We start from the raw sequence: 20,806 nt of genomic DNA on the forward strand, positions 1-20,806 counted from the left end.
CTCGCGTCGAGGCCCGCCAATCACCGCCGGTTCAAACCTGCGCGTTGATTTCCCGGCGACTGACCAACCCTTCGATCGCTGCGCTCAAACTCGCTGCTCTGTCGCCCACGAGCAAATGCCAGACCCCGCCGTCCAAGTGGCTGACGCCCATACATCCCAGCGCTTTCAACTGCGCCTCCGACAACGCCTTGCCATCGGCCAGTTGCAGGCGAATCCGGGTCATCGCGATGCAATCGAGTTGCAGCACATTGTCGCTGCCGCCCACGGCATTCAGCCATTGCTGCGCCTCGTTGCTGGTGAGCGCAACGGTCTTCGGCTCATCGGCGACCACTGCGGTTTCCACCAAAGCCATACGGCCCAGCGCTGGCATCGCCAGGCGGATTTCATCAGCGATGCTATCGGCCAGCGGCCCGACCACCACCTGCAAGCTGCCACCCTTGCCTGGGCGCACCACGGCCATTGCGCCCAGCGCTTTCAGTTCGGCATCCGAGGCCTTGTTGCGGTCGACCATTTCCAGGCGCAGTCGCGTTGTGCAGGCGCCGACCGTGAGCAGATTCTCTGCGCCGCCCAGTGCCTTTATGTAGGCACTGGCGCGTTCGGTTTCCGAAAGCACGGCCTTTTCTGCCGTGGCCACGTCTTCGCGCCCCGGCGTCTTCAAGTTGAAGCGGCGGATACAGAAGTCGAACACCAGGTAATAGATGGCCGCGTAGGCCAGCCCGACCGGCACCACCAACCAGCCATTGGTCGACTCGCCCCAGCCGAGAATCATGTCGATGAAGCCACCGGAAAAGGTAAAGCCCAGATGAATGTTCAGGCCGTTGGTGATTGCCATCGACAGCCCGGTCAGCAGCGCATGCAGCAGGAACAGCAACGGCGCGAGAAACATGAAGGCGAATTCGATTGGCTCGGTCACGCCGGTGAGAAACGAGGTCAGCGCCATCGACAGGAAGATCCCGCCCATCACCTTGCGTCGCTCCGGCAAGGCGTTGCGGTACATCGCCAGACATGCAGCGGGCAGGCCGAAGATCATCATCGGGAACATGCCGGTCATGAACTGGCCGCCCTTGGGATCGCCGGCAAAGTAGCGCGACAGATCGCCGGTCACCAGCGCGCCAGTGGTTGGATCGGTGAAGTTGCCGAAAACGAACCACGCCATATTGTTGAGGATGTGGTGCAGGCCGGTGACGATCAGCAGGCGGTTGAATACGCCGAAAACGAAGGCGCCGAGGCTGCCGCTTTCCATCATCAGCGCGCCGAACGCGTTGATACCGTGCTGGATCGGCGGCCAGATATAGCCGAACAGCACGCCCAGACCCACCGCCGCGAACCCGGTGACAATCGGCACAAAACGCCGGCCACCGAAGAACGCCAGATACTCCGGCAACTTGATGTCCTTGAAGCGGTTGTACAGCGCGCCGGCCATCAGGCCGCTGACGATCCCGGCGAGCATGCCCATGTTGATGGTCGAGTCGAGCACCTTGAGCGTGGAGATCATCACCAGATAACCGATCACCCCGGCGAGGCCGGCGGTGCCGTTGTTGTCCTTGGCGAAACCGACGGCGATGCCGATGGCAAAGATCATCGCCAGGTTGGCGAAGATCACTAGCCCGGCATCGTGAATGATCGCGATGTTCAACAGGTCCGTGTCGCCCAGGCGCAGCAGCAGGCCGGCAATCGGCAGGATCGCGATCGGCAGCATCAGCGCGCGGCCCAGGCGTTGCAGGCCTTCGATGAAGAGTTGGTACATGGCGTTTGTCCTTGTTGTTTTTGTTAGCGCAGAGGCCAATGTTGATGACAGGCGTGGCGAACGGCGGCGGCGCTGGAGAGCTTGAGCAGGTCGCGGCTCAGGCGCTGACATTCGGCTTCGTGCAACTGGCGCACACGGTCCTTGATTTCACCGATCTGCACCGGGCTCACCGACAGTTCGGTGACGCCGATGCCGATCAACACTGGCGTCGCCAGCGGGTCGGAGGCGAGGGCGCCGCAGACACCGACCCAGCGCTTATGCACCGCCGCGCCTTCGCAGGTCATGGCGATCAGACGCAGCAACGCCGGGTGCAGGGCATCGACCCGCGCGGCCAGCCCGGCGTGATCGCGGTCCATGGCCAAGGTGTATTGCGACAGATCGTTGGTACCGATCGAGAGGAAGTCGGCGTGTTCGGCCAGTTGTTCGGCTTGCAGCGCGGCGGCGGGGACTTCGATCATCACGCCGATCTCCGGGCGCTCGGCAATGCGCAGTTCAAGCCGCAGTGCATCGACGCGCTGGCGGATGTGCAGCAGTTCGTCGACCTCGGTGACCATCGGCAACAGAATCCGGCAACGCGACAACGGCTTGACCTGCAACAGCGCGCGCAGTTGCTGATCGAGAATTTCCGGCCGCGCCTGCGCCAGTCGAATGCCGCGCAGACCGAGCACCGGGTTGGCTTCGGGCGGCAGTGGCAGGTAGTCGAGTTGCTTGTCGCCACCGACGTCGATGGTGCGGATGATCACCGGCTTGTCGCCCATGGCATCGATCACCGCTTGATACGCGCTGCGCTGTTCTTCGACGTCCGGTGCCGTCTGGCGATCGACGAAGAGAAACTCGGTGCGCAACAGGCCGACGCCATCGGCACCGTTGACAAAAGCGTCTGCCGCTTCGTTGCTTGAGGCGACATTGGCGACCACTTCGATGTGCACGCCATTGCGGGTTTCTGCAGGTAGATGGGCTTTGGCCTGTTGGCTGTCGCGACGCTGCCGACGCTCGATTTGTGCCTGTTGCACTTCGCTCAGGCGCTCGGCGTTTGGCGTCAATTCGAGGCGCCCGCCGTCAGCGTCGAGCACCACGGCCTGATCTTGCGGTTGCTCAAGCAATTGCGCGCCCAAAGCGACGATGCACGGCAGACCTTTGCCGCGCGCCAGAATCGCTACGTGCGAGGTCGCGCCGCCCTCGGCCATGCACAACCCGGCGACGCCTTGCGCGCTGAGTTGCAGCAGATCCGATGGCGTCAGTTCATGGGCGGCAACAATGGCGCCGGCCGGCACCTGGTATCCCCAGGCCTCGCCAAGCAGAGCGCGCAGGACGCGTTGCTTGAGGTCGCGCAAATCGTTGGCGCGTTCGGCCAGCAGCGGACTGCCGGTGCCTTGCAGCATGTCGCACTGGGTGTCGATCGACTGACTCCAGGCATGGGTCGCTGCGGTGCCTTGTTCGATAAATTGCTGGGCGGAGTCGAGCAGGGCCGGGTCTTCGAGCAGCGCCATGTGTGCGGCGAAGATCGCTTCTTCGTCGGTGTTCTGGTGCTTTTTCGCCTGAGCGAGGGTGGCGGCGATTTCGCTGCGCACCGCGTTCAACGCCGTTTCAAGAGTCTGCTGCTGTTGCAGCGGATCGTGATGGCCCGCATCCGCCGGCAGAGTGATCGCGTTCAAGCGAAACAACGGCCCGGCGACCAGCCCCGGCGCCGCGCAAACACCGTGCAACACGCCAGCCTCGGCCGGGCGTTTCAGCGCCGCAGTGCTGACCGGCGCTTGCGCGTGATGATCGTCCGGCAGCGCCGTGGCCAATGCGCTGAGCAGCGCTTGCAATGCGGCATCGGCGTCCGGCCCCTGACAACTGACCTGCACTTCATCCTGCTCACCAATGGCCAGCCCCATCAAACCGATCAGGCTGTTGCACGGCGCCGATTTGCCGTTGAAGTGCAGCTGTGAATGGCTGCTGAAACCCTGCGCGGTTTGGCGGATCAGCGCAGCGGGACGCGCATGCAAGCCGCCGCGATGAGCGACGCGCGCCTGACCACGAGCCTCGGGCCCACTGGTTATATCGGTATTCGCCGCCACCACATTACGCGCGATGATGTGCAGCAACGGCTCGCCGACTTTCACCGCTTTGAGGGTGATCGGCCGCACCTGAAAATCCGCGCTGTTGGTCAGTATCAGCAGGCTGACCAGGCTTTTGCAGTGCTGGCCGACCTTGTCCAGGTCATAACGCAGCAGCGGCTGACCGAGGCTGACGCGATCGCCTTCCTTGACCAGCATGGCGAAACCTTCGCCGTTCAATTCAACGGTGTCGAGGCCCAGGTGCAGGAGGATTTCCGCACCGTTGTCAGCGCGCACGGTCACTGCGTGGCTGCTGCGCGCAACGTGGATGACCACGCCGGCGCAGGGCGCATACAGCGTGTCGTTGAGCGGGTCGATGGCGATGCCGTCGCCCATCGCGCCACTGGCGAACACCGCGTCCGGGACGTTGGCGAGCGTCAGCACGGGACCGCTGAGCGGGGCGCTGAGGGTCAGCTCTTTATTGTTGTCGGGCATGGCTGGGTCTCATCAGTAATTTCGCTGATCCTTGTAGGAGCTGCCGAAGGCTGCGATCTTTTGATCTTGTTTTTTGTGAATCAAAATCAAAAGATCGCAGCCTTCGGCAGCTCCTACATAGAGTTAGGTCCTTTCGCCGCTATCAATGCGTGCGGGTCACTTTGCTGAGGTGGCGCGGCTGATCCGGGTCCATGCCTCGGGCCACGGCCAGGCCCGCGGCCATCACGTAGAAACTCTGGATCGCCAGAATCGGATCGAGGGCCGGGTGTTCGGCGCGGGTCAGGGTCAGGTCGCGTTCGCTGATGTCATCCGGCGCGGCGAGCAAGACCCGGGCGCCGCGCTGGCGCATTTCCGCCGCCAGACTCAGCAGGCCGGCCTGCTCGGCGCCGCGTGGGGCGAACACCAGCAGCGGATAGTGTTCGTCGATCAGTGCCATCGGGCCGTGACGGACTTCGGCGCTGCTGAATGCTTCGGCCTGAATCGCCGAGGTTTCCTTGAACTTCAGCGCCGCTTCCTGAGCAATGGCGAAACCGGCGCCACGGCCAATCACCATCAGGCGCTCGCAATCGCGCAGGGCTTCGATGGCCACGCTCCAGTCCTGTTTCGCTGCTTCACGCAGGCCCTCTGGCAGGGCGTTGTGGGCTTGCAGCAGTTCGCTGTCCTCTTTCCAGTGCGCTATCAAACGCGCGCTGGCGCTGAGGGTGGCGATAAAACTCTTGGTCGCGGCGACGCTGCTTTCCGTGCCGGCGAGCAGTGGCAGGCTGAATTCACAGGCCGCCTCCAGTGGCGAATCGGCGGCATTGACCATCGACACGCTCAGCGCGCCACGCTTGCGCAACAGGCGCAGGCTGTTGACCAGATCCGGGCTCTGTCCCGACTGTGAAAACGCAAAGGCAACCTGACCGCTGACTTTCAGTGGCGCCTGCTGCATGGTCACCACCGACATCGGCAATGAGGCCACCGGCACGCCCAGTTGCTGCATGGTCAGGTAGGCGAAGTAACTCGCCGCGTGGTCGGAGCTGCCACGGGCGACGGTCATCGCCACTTGCGGTGGCTGCCGGCGCAGGCGCCCGGCGATCTCGATCATCGGCGCGTCGAGTTGTTGCAGTTGGGCTTGCACAGCCTCGAACGAGGACAGCGCCTCTTCAAGCATTTTTGAAGTCAATGTCTTCTCCTTCGACCATGACGGCGGTCAGTGTGAGTGAGCGATCGAGCCGCACGCAGTCGGCCCAGGCGCCGGGGGCAAGGCGCCCGCGTTCGGTAATGCCGAGGTAGTCGGCGGGAAATTGCGACAGACGCTGCGAGGCTTCGGCGATCGGCAAACCGATCTTCACCAGATTGCGCAGGGCCTGATCCATGGTCAGGGTGCTGCCGGCCAGCGTGCCGTCGGGCAGACGCACGCCCCCCAGGCATTTGGTCACGGTGTGGCTGCCGAGCTTGTATTCACCGTCGGGCATGCCGGCGGCGGCGGTCGAATCGGTGACGCAGTACAAGCACGGGATCGAACGCAGGGCCACGCGAATCGCGCCGGGATGCACGTGCAGCAGATCGGGAATCAGCTCGGCGTATTTGGCGTGGGCCAGCGCCGCGCCGACGATGCCTGGCTCGCGGTGATGCAGTGGGCTCATGGCGTTATAGAGATGAGTGAAACTGCTGGCGCCGGCAGCCAGCGCCGCGACGCCTTCCTCGTAACTGCCGAGGGTGTGGCCGATCTGCATGCGGATGCCACGGCTGCTCAGCTCGCGAATCAACCCATCGTGACCGGCGATTTCCGGGGCAATGGTGATGACGCGGATCGGCGCCAGTGCAAGATATTCTTCGACTTCGGCCATCAATGCGGTGTGGGCGAAGTTCGGTTGAGCGCCGAGTTTTCCCGGGTTGATGTAAGGGCCCTCAAGGTGCACGCCAAGAACACGCGCGGCGCCTTTCGGACGCTGTTCGCAGAATTCTCCTACCTCTTTCAGGACATTTGCGATCTCCGCGCTCGGCGCAGTCATGGTCGTGGCCAACAGCGAGGTGGTGCCGAAACGCACATGGGTTTTGCTGATGGTTTCGAAGGCCTCGGCGCCTTCCATAATGTCTTTGCCGCCGCCGCCGTGCACATGCAGGTCGATGAAACCCGGCAGCAGATAGGGCAGGTCGTTGTCGGCCGGATCGCAGGGCTCGCCTTCGATTGCCACGACTTTGCCGTGGGCGTGGATCAGCCGGCCGCGAATCCAGCCGCTGGCGGTGAGGATGTTGTCTTCGGACATTTTCGTTCTCGCTTGGGGCCGCTCTCAGCGGCGCAGCTCTGCCACAAAGTCGTAGTAGTCGTTGCGGCAATAGGTGTCGGTGACTTCGATCGGCGTGTTGTCTTCCAGATAACCGACGCGGGTCATCAGCAGCATGGCGGTGCCGGGGGCGATGCCGACCAGTGCGGCGAACTCGTCCGAGGCATTGATCGCCTGGATGTGCTGCAAGGCGCGGACGATCGGTTTGCCGATGCCGTCGAGGTATTCGTAAAGCGAATCGCCCACCGCTTGCGGCTTGGGCATGATCGACGCGGGCAGGGTGCTCATCTCGATCGCCATAACCGTGTCATCGGCTTTGCGCAGGCGCTTCATGCGCGCCACCTTGTCGTTAGGCGACAGGCCGAGGCGGATAAGTTCTTCGTGAGTCGGCAGGGTGATTTCACGCTCCAGCCATTTCGAGCTCGGCACAAAACCTTTCAGGCGCAGCATTTCGCTGAAACCGGAAAGACGCGACAGCGGTTGTTCCAGGCGGGGGGTGATGAACGTGCCCGAGCCTTGCAGGCGGCGGATCAGGCCTTGCTCCAGCAGGACTTCCAGCGCCTTGCGTGCGGTGACCCGGGAGATGCCGAGCTGGTCGCTGAGGTTGCGCTCGGACGGCATCGCCTGTTCGGCCTTCCACTGCCCGGCATGAATCGCCGCTTCCAGATTGCGCGCCAGTTGCAAGTACAGCGGCGTCGGCTGGGAATCGTCGGGACGTAGGGTCTGGAGGTCGTTCATGTAGGTCGTTTCCGTCGCGAGTATTGGATTGTTGTGGCTCGCTTGTGCGACGGAAATTAATACCACTTGAATACCATGTCAACGCATGCAAACGGCCTGTAACCCGCGAGTATCGGGGGTCTAGGGAGCGGTGGTTTTAAGTGGTATTAGCGATGATCGTTGAAAAGCAAAAAATCGCAGCCTGCGGCAGCTCCTACAGTGGGAAGTGGTATCACCCCGTAGGTGCTGCCGCAGGCTGCGATCTTTTGATTTATTTTTTTGCGGGTGACCAGTGGTCAGGGATTAAGGACGAATCTCGATCATTGTGCCGTCCGGCACCAGGTTCCACACTTCACGCATGTCGACGTTGCGCATGGCGATGCAGCCATCGGTCCAGTCGAGGGTGTGGAACAACTGCTCCGGGTTGTCTGCCGAGTCCGGGGTACCGTGGATCATGATCATACCGCCAGGCTCGACACCTTCACGGCGAGCGCGGGCGGCATCACTGATGTTCGGGTAGGAGATATGCATCGACAGGTTGAATTTGTCGCTGGTCTTGCGCCAGTCGATCCAATAGAAACCTTCGGGTGTGCGTTTGTCGCCCTCGATCAGTTTCGGGCCTTTCTTCGCGCCCTTGCCCAAGGAAATGCGATAGGTCTTCAGCGGCTTGCCGTCGGCAATCAGCTGCAGTTGATGGGCTGATTTGAGTACCAGGACTTTTTCGATCAGTGGAGTATTGGACGGCGTCACGGTGGTCACGAATGACGCTTGCGAAACGCTGACGAACGACAGGCACAACAGGGCAAGCAACCAGCGCATTGAAACAATTCCCCAAGAATGACGCAGACACAGAGTGATAGATGCAGGTGTGGTTATCGGCAGGGTGCCGTGAAGCTCAAGTGATCGCCGGCTGCACCAATGGCGGAATCGACTCCGAACGCACCGGGTAAACCTCGCTGCGCCGGTCGGCGAAGAAGCATTCCAGAGTACGCCCGACCGTGCGGAAAGCCAGCTCGTCCCAGGGAATGTCGGCTTCTTCGAACAGCTGCACCTCAAGGCTTTCCGGACCGGCCGCGTACTGCAGATCGGCCAGTTCGGCGCGGAAGAACACATGCACCTGGCTGATGTGCGGCACGTCGATCAGCGTGTAGATGCTCAGGTTGCGCACCCGCGCGCAGGCTTCTTCGGCAGTTTCGCGAATGGCGGCCTGTTCGATGGTCTCGCCGTTTTCCATGAAACCGGCGGGCAGCGTCCAGTAACCGAGGCGCGGCTCGATGGCGCGGCGGCAGAGCAGCACTTTCGTCCCCCAGGTCGGCACGCAACCGGCGACGATATTGGGGTTTTGATAGTGAATAGTCTGACAGCGGTCGCAGACAAATCGCAGCCGCGAGTCGCCTTCGGGAATGCGCTGGGTGACCGGGTTACCGCAGTGGCTGCAAAAATTCATGCTCGGGTTCCTGAATGCTGCGCCTATCTTGGCGTGCAGCGGGGCCGGTCGGCAAGTTGTCGTTTCGCGACACGACGGGTTTCGGGGGCTTGGGCGCTCGCTTTGATTGGTGCATGATGCGGAGCAAGGCACCGATCGAGAACACTCATGCTGGACGAGCTACTGCATAGGGTAAGCAACCACACACCGCGCACGCTGGAGACCGACGCACGTTTCCCCGAAGCCGCCGTGCTGGTGCCGATCACCCGCAGTGACGAACCGGAACTGGTCCTGACCCTGCGCGCCAGCGGGCTTTCGACCCATGGCGGCGAAGTTGCCTTCCCCGGAGGGCGCCGCGACCCGGAAGATCCGGACCTCATATTCACCGCGCTGCGCGAAGCCGAGGAAGAGATCGGCCTGCCACCGGGCCTGGTTGAAGTCATCGGCCCGCTGAGTCCGCTGATCTCCCTGCACGGCATCAAGGTAACGCCGTATGTCGGAGTGATTCCCGACTTTGTCGAATACCAGCCCAATGATGCCGAGATCGCCGCCGTTTTCAGCGTGCCGCTGGAATTCTTCCGCAAAGATCCCCGCGAGCATACCCACCGCATCGACTATCAGGGCCGCAGTTGGTACGTGCCGAGCTATCGCTTCGGCGAGTACAAGATCTGGGGCCTGACGGCGATCATGATCGTCGAGTTGATCAACCTGCTCTATGACGCCAAAATCAGCCTGCACAGACCGCCGAAAAGCTTTATCGATACCTGAGCCGTCGTTCGAACGGCCGTGAGCCCCGAGGAAAACAAGATGAAATACAGCCTGGGCGACGCCCGTGTCGAAACCCATCCACAGAGTTGGGTCGCGCCCAATGCCGTGCTGGTGGGCAAGGTTCGCCTGGAAGAGGGCGCCAACGTCTGGTTCAACGCCGTATTGCGCGGCGACAACGAACTGATCCTCATCGGCAAGAACAGCAACGTGCAGGACGGTACGGTGATGCACACCGACATGGGTTATCCACTGACCATCGGTACCGGCGTGACCATCGGCCACAACGCGATGCTCCACGGCTGCACGGTCGGCGATTACAGCCTGATCGGCATCAACGCGGTGATTCTCAACGGCGCGAAGATCGGCAAGAACTGCATCATCGGCGCCAATTCGCTGATCGGCGAAGGCAAGGAAATTCCCGACGGTTCGCTGGTGATGGGCTCGCCGGGCAAAGTCGTACGTGAACTGACCGAGGCGCAAAAGAAGATGCTCGAAGCCAGCGCCGCGCACTATGTGCATAACTCGCAGCGTTACGCCCGCGATCTGGTCGAGCAGGAACAATGACGACTGTTGAACGACCCGTCGCCTCGCCGTGCGTGAATATTTGCGCGCTGGATGAGGATGATGTCTGCACCGGGTGCCAGCGCACAGTCGCCGAGATCACCCGCTGGGGCCGCATGAACAATGACGAGCGCCGGGTGGTGCTGGGGTTGTGTCATGAACGGGCGAAGGCGAGTGGATTGGTCTGGATGATTCCCGCGAAGTCAGGCGTCTGAACCACCGCTTTTGCGAGCAGGCTCGCTCCCACCTTGAAAATGCGTTCCACTGTGGGAGCGAGCCTGCTCGCGAAGACGTCGGTCCTGTCACCGCACCTATTGGCGCAATACCAGCGCTCAAGTAACCTGTGCGCCACATTTACAGGCCGCCCCCATGATCTTCCTCATCGCCTACATCAGCAGCGTCGTGCTGATCAACTTCGCCTTTTCCACCGCACCGCACCTGGACATCATCTGGTCCGCATGGGGCGGCCTGGTGTTCGTGCTGCGCGACATGGTGCAAACGCGCTTCGGTCATGGCGCGATCGTGGCGATGCTGGCGGCACTGGTGCTTTCCTACATCACCTCTGACCCTTCCATCGCACTGGCCAGTGCCACGGCGTTCGCAGTCTCCGAATGTATCGACTGGCTGGTATTCAGCATCACCAAGCGGCCGTTGCGCGACCGTCTGTGGATCAGTTCGGCGCTGAGCATTCCGCTGGATACCTTCATCTTTTTCGGCATGATCGACGCCTTGACGCCGCCGGTGATCATCACCGCGCTGGCCTCCAAGTTCGCTGGTGTCACCGCCGTCTGGCTGATCATGGCCTGGCGTGATCGCAAACAGGCTGTCGCCAGCTGAAGCCAAACCCTCGGGTTCATGTAAAATGCCGCGCTTTCTCCCCATGGAAAGCGCACTTGCGTGGCTTTCCTCGATGATCCGCTTCCTTTGAGGACCTGAGATGACCCGTATCGGAACTCCATTGTCGCCAACCGCGACCCGCGTATTGCTGTGTGGCTGTGGTGAGTTGGGCAAGGAAGTGGTAATCGAACTGCAGCGCCTGGGCGTTGAAGTGATTGCCGTCGACCGCTACGCCAACGCGCCGGCCATGCAAGTCGCCCATCGCAGCCACGTGATCAACATGCTCGACGGCGCTGCTCTGCGTGCAGTGATCGAAGCCGAGAAGCCGCACTTCATCGTGCCGGAAATCGAAGCCATCGCCACCGCCACGCTGGTCGAGCTGGAAGCCGAAGGCTTCACCGTGATCCCGACCGCGCGTGCGGCGCAGCTGACCATGAACCGCGAAGGCATCCGTCGTCTGGCTGCCGAAGAGCTGGACTTGCCGACCTCGCCGTACCACTTCGCCGACACCTTCGAGGACTACAGCAAAGCCGTTCAGGACCTGGGTTTCCCTTGCGTGGTCAAGCCGGTGATGAGTTCGTCGGGCAAGGGCCAGAGCCTGCTGCGCAGCGCCGACGACGTGCAGAAAGCCTGGGATTACGCGCAAGAGGGCGGTCGCGCCGGTAAAGGTCGGGTGATCATCGAAGGCTTCATCGACTTTGACTACGAAATCACCCTGCTGACCGTGCGCCACATTGGCGGCACCACGTTCTGCGCACCGGTCGGCCACCGTCAGGAGAAAGGCGACTATCAGGAATCCTGGCAGCCGCAGGCCATGAGTCCGATTGCTCTGGCTGAATCCGAACGCGTTGCCAAAGCAGTCACTGAAGCGCTGGGTGGCCGTGGTCTGTTCGGCGTCGAGCTGTTCATCAAGGGCGATCAGGTGTGGTTCAGCGAAGTCTCGCCACGGCCGCATGACACCGGTCTGGTGACGCTGATTTCCCAGGACCTGTCGCAATTCGCTCTGCACGCCCGCGCCATTCTTGGCCTGCCGGTACCGTTGATTCGTCAGTTTGGTCCATCGGCGTCGGCGGTGATTCTGGTCGAAGGCCAGTCGACCCAGACTGCGTTCGCCAATCTGGGTGCTGCGCTGAGCGAGCCGGATACCGCGCTGCGCCTGTTCGGCAAGCCGGAAGTGAACGGTCAGCGCCGCATGGGCGTGGCGCTGGCGCGTGATGAGTCGATCGAGGCTGCTCGCGCCAAGGCGACTCGTGCGTCGCAGGCGGTTGTTGTCGAGCTGTAAACCGGGTCGCGGCAGCTATTCGCGAGCAGGCTCGCTCCCACATGGGATTGGGTGAACACAGAATTTGTGACCAATCCCAAAACCCTGTGGGAGCGGGCTTGCCCGCGATAGCGATCTGTCAGGCAACCTGATTCAGATCGTTATTGCGCGTTTCCTTCAAACAGAGCACCGCAATCAGACTCAACACCGCCGCCGCCGACACATACCCGCCGACATAGCTCAACCCACCCATCGCCACCAGTTTCTGCGCAAAGAACGGCGCCGCCGAGGCTCCGACGATCCCGCCGAGGTTGTACGCCGCCGAAGCGCCGGTGTAACGCACATGCGTCGGAAACAGCTCAGGCAACAGCGCGCCCATCGGTGCGAATGTCACGCCCATCAAAAACAGCTCGATGCACAGAAACAGCGCCACGCCCCAGGTCGAACCCTGCGTCAGCAATGGTTCCATGAGAAATCCGGACAGAATTGCCAGCACGCCACCGATGATCAGCACCGGTTTGCGCCCGTAACGGTCGCTGGCCCAAGCGGATAATGGCGTCGCTGCGGCCATGAACAACACGGCAAAGCACAGCAGGCCGAGGAACGTTTCGCGGCTGTAACCCAGCGTGGATACGCCATAGCTCAGGGAAAACACCGTCGAGATATAGAACAGCGCATAGCAGACCACCATCGCCGCCGCACCGAGCAGGGTCGGCGCCCAGTATTGGCTGAACAACTCGACCAGCGGCACTTTGACCCGCTCCTGACGGGCGATCGCATTGGCGAACACTGGCGTTTCATGCAATTTGAGGCGCACATACAGGCCGACCATCACCAGCGCCGCGCTGAGCAGAAACGGAATGCGCCAGCCCCAGCTGCGGAACTGTTCGTCATCCAGGGTCATGGCGAGGGTCAGGAACAGCCCGTTGGCGGCAAGAAAACCAATCGATGGCCCGAGCTGCGGGAACATGCCGAACCACGCGCGTTTGCCCTTCGGCGCGTTTTCCGTGGCCAGCAGCGCCGCGCCGCCCCATTCACCGCCAAGGCCCAGGCCCTGACCGAAACGCAGCACGCATAGGAGAATCGGCGCCCAGGCACCAATGCTGTCGTAGCCAGGTAATACGCCAATCAAGGTGGTGCACACGCCCATCAACAGCAGCGAGGCGACCAGCGTCGACTTTCGACCGATGCGGTCGCCGAAGTGGCCAAACAGCGCCGAGCCCAGTGGTCGGGCGAGGAAGGCAATGCCGAAAGTGAGAAAAGCGGAAAGCATCTGCGCCGTGCCGGAGGTCTGCGGAAAGAACACCGGCCCGATCACCAGCGCCGCAGCAGTGGCGTAAACGTAGAAGTCGTAGAACTCGATGGCGGTGCCGATGAAGCTTGCCGTGGCCACGCGGGTGGCGGAATTGGTCGGCTGGGCAGGCGCGGTTTCGCTGTAAGCGGTATGGGTCGTCATGCGGTGATCCCTGACAGTCATGAGCTCCAGTGGAGCGAATTATTATGGTCGAACACCCAGGGATGTGGGGTAGGGCGCGAGCGCTGTTTCGAGTAGGAACAGTCGTCGGTTTGCAGCGGAAACAGTCCGGATCCGGGCAGTGCCGGGTAGGCACAGGGATCGACGGCGCTTGGGTAAGCGCCTCGATTATAGGAAGGGGGCTAACGATCAAACAAGCGCAAAAGATCGCAGAGTAGGAGCTGCCGAAGGCTGCGATCTTTGATCTTTTGATCTTTTGATCTTTTATCTGGCGGGCACCAAAGCAGGAGCAGAAGATGTATGCCAGATCAGCACCTTGCTCACCCGGTTCTCCTCGGTCTCGAGGATTTCCAGTCGATAACGCCCGATCTTCAGGCACACCGCGCTTTCCGGAATAGTTTCCAGCGCTTCGGTGACCAGGCCGTTGAGCGTCTTCGGCCCGTCGCTTGGCAGGTGCCAGCCCAGGCACTTGTTCAGGTCGCGGATCGACGCGGCGCCATCAATCACCATACGCCCGTCGGCCTGGGGATGGATGTGCGGGTTGTCGAGGCTGTGCTCGCTTTCGAATTCGCCGACGATCTCTTCGAGAATGTCTTCAAGGGTGACGATGCCCAGCACTTCACCGTACTCGTCCACTACCATGCCGAGGCGGCGTTGCTGCTTGTGGAAGTTCAACAGCTGCAGTTGCAGCGGCGTGCTTTCCGGGACGAAGTAGGGCTCGTAGCTGGCGGCCAGCAGTGCCTCGCGGGTTAATCCACCGTTGCTGAGCAAATGACCGATCTGACGGGTGTTGAGCACCGCTTCGACCTGATTGATGTCGCTGTGAAACACCGGCAGACGCGTGCGCTTGTTCTCGCGCAGTTGCTCGATGATCTCTTCGATCGAATCGTCGAGGTTAATGCCGTCGACGTCACTGCGCGGCACCAGAATGTCGTTGACCGTGATGTTGTCCAGCGCATGAATGCCCGACACCGGGTGGGTGCGGACCGGATGGTCGTGATCCTCATCATGATCGGCCGGCAACTCGTCCTCGCTCTGTTGCACCACCTGAGCCTTGCGCGTGAACGGGGTCATCAACAAAGCGCTGACCCGGCTGAACAGCCACGCGAACGGGTAGACGATTTTCATCGGCACGGTCAGCAGGGCATTGCCGAACGCCAGCACGGCATCCGGATAGCGCCGAGCCACGGTGCGCGGGAAATAATCGGCGAACACCAACAGGATGCCAGCGGCGCCCAGGCACGCCGCCCATGGGCCGTTTTCTTCGCAGAGAAAAATCGCCAGCAGCGTCGCGATGATCACCGCGAGAGCGCGACACAGGGTGTTGCAGAGGATCAGGCTGTCGACCGGGAAGCTCAGCTTCGCCAGCGGTTTATCGCTGGCGCGCGAGGCGATACGTTGCGCAAGCAGGTGCTGCTGCGCGATTTCGACGGCGGTAAACAGCCCTGACCATAAAATCAGCAGGACAAATACCGCGAGCATCGGCCCTATGGGCAAACCGTCCATTTATGCCGCCCGTCAGATGTGCAGAATGTATTCACGAACCAGTTTGCTGCCGAAGTACGCCAGCATCAGCAGGCAGAAACCGGCGAGGGTCCAGCGAATCGCCTTGTGGCCGCGCCAGCCCAGACGGTTGCGGCCCCACAACAGCACGCTGAAGACGATCCATGCCAGACAGGCCAGCAAGGTCTTGTGCACCAGATGCTGAGCAAACAGGTTCTCGACGAACAGCCAGCCGGAAATCAGCGACAGCGACAGCAGCGTCCAGCCGGCCCAGAGAAAGCCGAACAGCAGGCTTTCCATGGTTTGCAGGGGCGGGAAGTTCTTGATCAGCCCGGACGGGTGCTTGTGCTTGAGCTGATGGTCCTGAACCAGCAGCAGCAATGCCTGAAACACGGCGATGGTGAACATGCCGTAGGCGAGGATCGACAATAGAATGTGGGCGAGGATGCCCGGCTCTTCGTCGATGATCTGCACCGTGCCGGTCGGCGCGAACTGCGCCAGCAATACCGTGATCGCGCCCAGCGGGAACAGCAGCACCAGCAGGTTTTCCACCGGGATCCGTGAACAGGCGAGCAGGGTCAGGGCGATTACTGCGGCGGCGATCAGGCTCGAGGCGCTGAAGAAGTCCAGGCCGAGGCCGATCGGGGTCAACAGATGCGTGAGCAGGCTGGCGCCGTGGGCGAGCACGGCGAACACGCCGAGGCTGACCAGCAGGCGCTTGTTCGCCTTGGCGCCGGTGGCCAGGCGGGTGCTTTGATAGACGGTCGCAGCGGCATAGAGCAGGGCGGCGGCGAGGGTGGTCAGCAAACTGGGTGACAAGGGGAGCATAAATCCTGTTAGGCGAGCCCGAAAGGCGCTGAGTTTGGCATAGAACCGCCACGGCACGAAAGACTCCGCAAGCTGACGGCGAGGTGTCCGCCGGCCGCAGTCTTCGCTATAATCCGCGACCTGCCCACGCCGCAGGCTCGCCGAGCACATGTTGATTCCGGTCTGGGCCGCCATTATCCCGGTTCGTACAGGGCCTGAAAGGATCGCGCAATGTTTGAAAACTTAACCGACCGTCTCTCGCAGACGCTGCGCCATGTCACCGGCAAGGCGAAGCTGACCGAGGACAATATCAAAGACACCCTGCGTGAAGTGCGCATGGCGTTGCTCGAAGCTGACGTCGCACTGCCGGTGGTCAAGGACTTCGTCAATTCGGTCAAGGAGCGCGCTGTCGGCACCGAGGTGTCGCGCAGCCTGACGCCGGGCCAGGCGTTCGTGAAGATCGTCCAGGCCGAACTCGAAAGCCTGATGGGCGCGGCCAACGAAGACCTCAACCTGAGTGCCGTTCCGCCAGCCGTGATTCTGATGGCCGGTCTGCAGGGCGCGGGTAAAACCACCACCGCCGGCAAACTGGCGCGCTTTCTTAAAGAGCGCAAGAAGAAGTCGGTCATGGTCGTCTCGGCGGACATCTACCGTCCGGCGGCGATCAAGCAGCTGGAAACCCTGGCCAACGACATCGGCGTGACGTTCTTCCCGTCCGACCTGAGCCAGAAGCCGGTCGACATCGCCAATGCGGCTATTAAAGAAGCCAAACTGAAATTCATCGACGTGGTCATCGTCGATACCGCCGGTCGTCTGCACATCGACGAAGAGATGATGGGCGAGATCAAGGCGCTGCACGCCGCGATCAACCCGGTCGAAACCCTGTTCGTGGTCGACGCCATGACCGGTCAGGACGCCGCCAACACGGCCAAGGCCTTCGGCGATGCGCTGCCGCTGACCGGTGTGATCCTGACCAAGGTCGACGGCGACGCCCGTGGCGGTGCCGCGCTGTCGGTGCGCGCCATCACCGGCAAGCCGATCAAGTTCATCGGTATGGGCGAGAAGAGCGAAGCGCTCGATCCGTTCCACCCTGAGCGTATCGCCTCGCGAATCCTCGGCATGGGCGACGTGCTCAGCCTGATCGAACAAGCTGAAGCGACGCTGGACAAGGACAAAGCCGACAAACTGGCCAAGAAGCTGAAGAAAGGCAAGGGCTTCGACCTCGAAGACTTCCGCGATCAGCTGCAACAGATGAAGAACATGGGCGGCCTCGGCGGGCTCATGGACAAACTGCCGAGCATCGGCGGCGTCAACCTGTCGCAGATGGGCAATGCCCAGAACGCCGCAGAGAAGCAGTTCAAGCAGATGGAAGCCATCATCAATTCCATGACCCCGGCCGAGCGCCGCGACCCTGAGCTGATCAGCGGTTCGCGCAAGCGCCGGATCGCCATGGGTTCCGGCACGCAGGTGCAGGACATCGGCCGCTTGATCAAGCAGCACAAGCAGATGCAGAAGATGATGAAGAAATTCACCGCCAAGGGCGGTATGGCAAAAATGATGCGCGGCATGGGCGGTATGTTGCCCGGCGGCGGCATGCCGAAAATGTAAAGACTTCGCCGGTCGTCGCACCGGCGCAGACCCTGCAATGACGCAGGATCAACAGCAAACCCGCACTCGGCGGGAGCTGACTGGCCGTTTTTATCGACGGCTCTCTATGCAAATCTGCACGGCATGCCATGGGCGCCGGAAAAAGTCATTTGCAAAAGTCCGGATATTCCTTAGAATATGCGGCCTTTCGGGCACCCATGCCCGCTGTGCATTTAGATTTGCAGCACCGACTACAGGAACGATGTTCACATGCTAACAATCCGTCTTGCCCTTGGCGGCTCCAAAAAGCGCCCGTTTTACCACCTGACCGTAACCGACTCGCGTAACCCGCGTGACGGCTCCCACAAAGAACAGGTTGGTTTCTTCAACCCTGTTGCCCGTGGTCAGGAAATCCGTCTGTCCGTGAACCAAGAGCGCGTTGCCTACTGGCTGAGCGTTGGTGCACAACCTTCTGAGCGCGTTGCTCAGTTGTTGAAGGAATCTGCCAAGGCTGCGGCCTGAGCAATATGAACGCGACGCCAGCCCCTGCCGATGATTTGATCGTTATTGGCAAAATTTATTCTGTTCATGGCGTTCGCGGCGAAGTGAAGGTTTATTCCTTTACTGATCCGACTGAAAACCTGTTGCAGTACAAAACCTGGACGCTCAAGCGCGAAGGCAATGTCAAACAGGTCGAGCTGGTCAGTGGGCGCGGGAGCGACAAGTTCCTGGTCGCCAAGCTCAAGGGTCTCGATGATCGTGAAGAAGCTCGTCTTCTGGCCGGTTATGAGATCTGCGTGCCGCGCAACCTGTTCGCTGAATTGACCGAAGGCGAGTACTACTGGTACCAGCTGGAAGGTCTGAAGGTCATCGACACCCTTGGGCAACTGCTCGGGAAAATCGATCATCTTCTGGAAACCGGCGCCAATGATGTAATGGTCGTCAAGCCTTGCGCTGGCAGCCTGGATGATCGCGAACGCCTGTTGCCCTATACGGAGCAATGCGTGTTGGCCGTCGACCTGGAAGCGGGCGAGATGAAGGTGGATTGGGACGCGGACTTCTGAACGTGGCTAACTTGCGCGTAGAAGTGATCAGTTTGTTTCCCGAGATGTTTTCCGCCATTGGCGATTACGGCATCACCAGTCGTGCGGTCAAACAGGGGCTCTTGCAGCTGACCTGTTGGAATCCGCGAGATTACACGACGGATCGGCATCACACTGTGGACGATCGCCCGTTTGGCGGTGGTCCGGGCATGGTGATGAAGATCAAGCCCCTGGAAGATGCGCTGGCTCAGGCCAAGGCAGCAGCCGGGGAGGCGGCGAAGGTGATTTACCTGTCCCCCCAAGGCCGTCAACTGACTCAGTCGGCGGTACGCGAGCTGGCACAATCGGATGCATTGATCCTGATTGCCGGCCGCTACGAAGGCATTGACGAGCGCTTTATTGAGGCTCATGTCGATGAAGAGTGGTCGATTGGCGACTATGTACTGTCTGGCGGCGAGCTGCCGGCCATGGTCCTGATCGATGCGGTTACACGACTGCTGCCTGGAGCTTTAGGGCATGCGGATTCCGCTGAGGAAGATTCCTTTACGGATGGTCTGCTGGATTGCCCGCACTACACCCGACCGGAGGTGTATGCGGATCAGCGTGTTCCCGACGTGTTGCTGAGTGGCAATCACGCGCATATCCGGCGTTGGCGTTTACAGCAGTCCCTTGGTCGGACCTATGAACGACGCGCCGATCTTCTGGAAAGCCGCTCGCTTTCTGGAGAAGAGAAGAAGCTGCTCGAGGAATACATCCGCGAGCGGGACGATAGTTAACAACGTATCGATGGTAGATCGAACGATTTACCTTAGGAGCACAGCATGACCAACAAAATCATCCTTGCACTCGAAGCAGAGCAGATGACCAAAGAAATCCCTACCTTCGCCCCAGGCGACACTATTGTCGTTCAGGTGAAAGTGAAGGAAGGCGATCGTTCCCGTCTGCAAGCGTTCGAAGGCGTTGTAATCGCCAAGCGTAACCGCGGCGTGAACAGTGCGTTCACCGTTCGTAAAATCTCCAACGGTGTTGGCGTAGAACGTACTTTCCAGACCTACTCCCCGCAGATCGACAGCATGGCTGTTAAACGTCGCGGTGACGTACGTAAAGCCAAGCTGTACTACCTGCGCGACCTGTCGGGTAAAGCAGCACGCATCAAGGAAAAACTGGCTTAAGCCCAGCTTCCGATGCAGAAAAAAGCAGCCTACGGGCTGCTTTTTTGTTGCCTGCGATTTACCGGATCCATCTTAAATGCCTCGTTCATTGGAGCTGCCTGTTTCTTGATCTGGCCGGCTATGAAAGACTGACGCCCCTTTTCTGTCCAATTGCACGCAGCGCGAAAAAGCCCTGCCCTGAGCATCCATGTCTGCTATCGACCACCCGCTGATTGATCAATTTCTCGACGCTTTGTGGCTGGAAAAAGGTCTCTCCGATAATACTCGCGACGCCTATCGCAGCGACCTCGCGCTGTTCAACGGCTGGTTGCAGGAGAAAAATCTCGAGCTGATCAATGCCGGCCGCGAATTGATCCTCGATCATCTGGCGTGGCGCCTGGAGCAAAACTACAAGCCGCGCTCCACCGCGAGATTTCTCTCCGGGGTGCGTGGCTTTTATCGCTATCTGTTGCGGGAAAAACTGATCAGCGTCGACCCGACGTTGCGCGTCGACATGCCGCAACTGGGTCGGCCGTTGCCCAAGTCGCTGTCGGAAGCCGATGTCGAAGCGCTGCTCAAGGCGCCGGATCTGAGTGACGCCATCGGCCAGCGTGACCGCGCGATGCTGGAAGTCCTGTATGCCTGTGGCCTGCGCGTGACCGAACTCATCAGCCTGACGCTGGAGCAGGTCAACCTGCGCCAGGGTGTCCTGCGGGTGATGGGCAAGGGCAGCAAGGAACGACTGGTACCGATGGGCGAGGAGGCGATTGTCTGGGTCGAGCGTTATATGCGCGATGGTCGTAGCGAATTGCTCGGTGGCCGCCCCAGCGATGTGCTGTTTCCCAGCCAGCGCGGCGAGCAGATGACCCGGCAGACGTTCTGGCATCGCATCAAACACCAGGCCAGGGTCGCCGGGATCAGCAAGTCGCTGTCGCCGCACACCTTGCGCCACGCGTTCGCTACGCACCTGCTCAACCACGGCGCGGACCTGCGCGTGGTGCAGATGTTGCTCGGGCACAGCGACCTGTCTACGACGCAGATCTATACCCATGTCGCCCGCGCCCGCTTGCAGGACTTGCATGCCAAACACCACCCACGCGGCTGACACATCCCATAA

At 61.1% G+C, this 20,806-nt stretch carries 21 protein-coding genes; 11 read left to right on the forward strand and 10 right to left on the reverse strand.

Features of this window, described 5'->3' with window-relative positions; translation table 11 throughout:
- Positions 1–31: 31 nt before the first annotated feature.
- From nagE to ACZ0AZ_RS13910, 7 genes are all read right to left on the reverse strand, one after another.
- Entirely contained in the window at positions 32–1,747 is a 1,716-nt protein-coding gene (gene nagE / locus ACZ0AZ_RS13880; protein WP_463537564.1) for an N-acetylglucosamine-specific PTS transporter subunit IIBC, read from the reverse strand.
- A gap of 23 nt (positions 1,748–1,770) precedes the next feature.
- Positions 1,771–4,284: a phosphoenolpyruvate--protein phosphotransferase gene (ptsP, locus tag ACZ0AZ_RS13885; protein ID WP_463537565.1), complete on the reverse strand. Its 2,514-nt coding sequence runs from the start codon at positions 4,282–4,284 to the stop codon at positions 1,771–1,773.
- A 142-nt stretch (positions 4,285–4,426) separates the two neighbouring features.
- Complete coding sequence (locus ACZ0AZ_RS13890; protein ID WP_129999857.1) at positions 4,427–5,449, reverse strand: SIS domain-containing protein; 1,023 nt, start codon at positions 5,447–5,449, stop codon at positions 4,427–4,429.
- Positions 5,430–6,536 (reverse strand): N-acetylglucosamine-6-phosphate deacetylase, encoded by a 1,107-nt coding sequence (gene nagA, locus ACZ0AZ_RS13895; protein ID WP_463570824.1) that lies wholly within the window; start codon positions 6,534–6,536, stop codon positions 5,430–5,432. Before nagA ends, ACZ0AZ_RS13890 begins: the two co-directional genes overlap by 20 nt.
- Before the next feature lie 24 nt (positions 6,537–6,560).
- Positions 6,561–7,292, reverse strand: a complete 732-nt coding sequence (locus ACZ0AZ_RS13900) for a GntR family transcriptional regulator (protein WP_039759150.1) — start codon at positions 7,290–7,292, stop codon at positions 6,561–6,563.
- Between the two features lie 282 nt (positions 7,293–7,574).
- On the reverse strand, positions 7,575–8,090 hold the full coding sequence (locus ACZ0AZ_RS13905) for a L,D-transpeptidase family protein (RefSeq protein ID WP_024011712.1): 516 nt from the start codon (positions 8,088–8,090) through the stop codon (positions 7,575–7,577).
- A gap of 76 nt (positions 8,091–8,166) precedes the next feature.
- On the reverse strand, positions 8,167–8,718 hold the full coding sequence (locus ACZ0AZ_RS13910) for an NUDIX hydrolase (RefSeq protein WP_039759148.1): 552 nt from the start codon (positions 8,716–8,718) through the stop codon (positions 8,167–8,169).
- Between the two features lie 147 nt (positions 8,719–8,865).
- Here ACZ0AZ_RS13910 and ACZ0AZ_RS13915 point away from each other — a divergent pair, with 147 nt between their 5' ends.
- The 5 genes from ACZ0AZ_RS13915 to purT all read left to right on the forward strand — a co-directional run bounded on the left by ACZ0AZ_RS13915 (position 8,866) and on the right by purT (position 12,145).
- Complete coding sequence (locus ACZ0AZ_RS13915; protein WP_016771547.1) at positions 8,866–9,465, forward strand: CoA pyrophosphatase; 600 nt, start codon at positions 8,866–8,868, stop codon at positions 9,463–9,465.
- A 39-nt stretch (positions 9,466–9,504) separates the two neighbouring features.
- Positions 9,505–10,029, forward strand: a complete 525-nt coding sequence (locus tag ACZ0AZ_RS13920) for a gamma carbonic anhydrase family protein (protein ID WP_039759144.1) — start codon at positions 9,505–9,507, stop codon at positions 10,027–10,029.
- Positions 10,026–10,241, forward strand: a complete 216-nt coding sequence (locus tag ACZ0AZ_RS13925) for a DUF1289 domain-containing protein (protein ID WP_039759143.1) — start codon at positions 10,026–10,028, stop codon at positions 10,239–10,241. Before ACZ0AZ_RS13920 ends, ACZ0AZ_RS13925 begins: the two co-directional genes overlap by 4 nt.
- Before the next feature lie 154 nt (positions 10,242–10,395).
- Positions 10,396–10,863 (forward strand): VUT family protein, encoded by a 468-nt coding sequence (locus ACZ0AZ_RS13930; RefSeq protein WP_016771544.1) that lies wholly within the window; start codon positions 10,396–10,398, stop codon positions 10,861–10,863.
- Between the two features lie 100 nt (positions 10,864–10,963).
- Positions 10,964–12,145 (forward strand): formate-dependent phosphoribosylglycinamide formyltransferase, encoded by a 1,182-nt coding sequence (gene purT / locus ACZ0AZ_RS13935; protein ID WP_024011715.1) that lies wholly within the window; start codon positions 10,964–10,966, stop codon positions 12,143–12,145.
- Between the two features lie 118 nt (positions 12,146–12,263).
- Here purT and ACZ0AZ_RS13940 read toward each other — a convergent pair whose 3' ends face one another.
- The 3 genes from ACZ0AZ_RS13940 to ACZ0AZ_RS13950 form a co-directional block, all read right to left on the reverse strand.
- Complete coding sequence (locus ACZ0AZ_RS13940; protein WP_016771542.1) at positions 12,264–13,580, reverse strand: MFS transporter; 1,317 nt, start codon at positions 13,578–13,580, stop codon at positions 12,264–12,266.
- Positions 13,581–13,862: 282 nt separating this feature from the next.
- Positions 13,863–15,104 carry a CNNM domain-containing protein gene (locus tag ACZ0AZ_RS13945; RefSeq protein ID WP_463537566.1) on the reverse strand — a complete coding sequence of 414 codons (1,242 nt, stop codon included), beginning with the start codon at positions 15,102–15,104 and terminating at the stop codon, positions 13,863–13,865.
- Between the two features lie 12 nt (positions 15,105–15,116).
- On the reverse strand, positions 15,117–15,929 hold the full coding sequence (locus ACZ0AZ_RS13950; protein WP_016771539.1) for a cytochrome C assembly family protein: 813 nt from the start codon (positions 15,927–15,929) through the stop codon (positions 15,117–15,119).
- A gap of 210 nt (positions 15,930–16,139) precedes the next feature.
- Between ACZ0AZ_RS13950 and ffh the strand changes: the two genes are divergently transcribed.
- From ffh to xerD, 6 genes are all read left to right on the forward strand, one after another.
- Positions 16,140–17,516: a signal recognition particle protein gene (ffh, locus tag ACZ0AZ_RS13955; RefSeq protein WP_007967791.1), complete on the forward strand. Its 1,377-nt coding sequence runs from the start codon at positions 16,140–16,142 to the stop codon at positions 17,514–17,516.
- Between the two features lie 249 nt (positions 17,517–17,765).
- Complete coding sequence (rpsP, locus tag ACZ0AZ_RS13960) at positions 17,766–18,017, forward strand: 30S ribosomal protein S16 (protein ID WP_003185073.1); 252 nt, start codon at positions 17,766–17,768, stop codon at positions 18,015–18,017.
- Between the two features lie 5 nt (positions 18,018–18,022).
- Entirely contained in the window at positions 18,023–18,559 is a 537-nt protein-coding gene (rimM, locus tag ACZ0AZ_RS13965) for a ribosome maturation factor RimM (protein WP_016771538.1), read from the forward strand.
- Positions 18,560–18,561: 2 nt separating this feature from the next.
- Entirely contained in the window at positions 18,562–19,314 is a 753-nt protein-coding gene (trmD, locus tag ACZ0AZ_RS13970; protein WP_038860625.1) for a tRNA (guanosine(37)-N1)-methyltransferase TrmD, read from the forward strand.
- A gap of 45 nt (positions 19,315–19,359) precedes the next feature.
- On the forward strand, positions 19,360–19,710 hold the full coding sequence (rplS, locus tag ACZ0AZ_RS13975) for a 50S ribosomal protein L19 (protein WP_003175895.1): 351 nt from the start codon (positions 19,360–19,362) through the stop codon (positions 19,708–19,710).
- A gap of 187 nt (positions 19,711–19,897) precedes the next feature.
- Positions 19,898–20,794 (forward strand): site-specific tyrosine recombinase XerD, encoded by an 897-nt coding sequence (gene xerD, locus ACZ0AZ_RS13980; protein WP_463537567.1) that lies wholly within the window; start codon positions 19,898–19,900, stop codon positions 20,792–20,794.
- Positions 20,795–20,806: the final 12 nt, after the last annotated feature.

This window comes from Pseudomonas sp. AC239, from assembly GCF_979258545.1.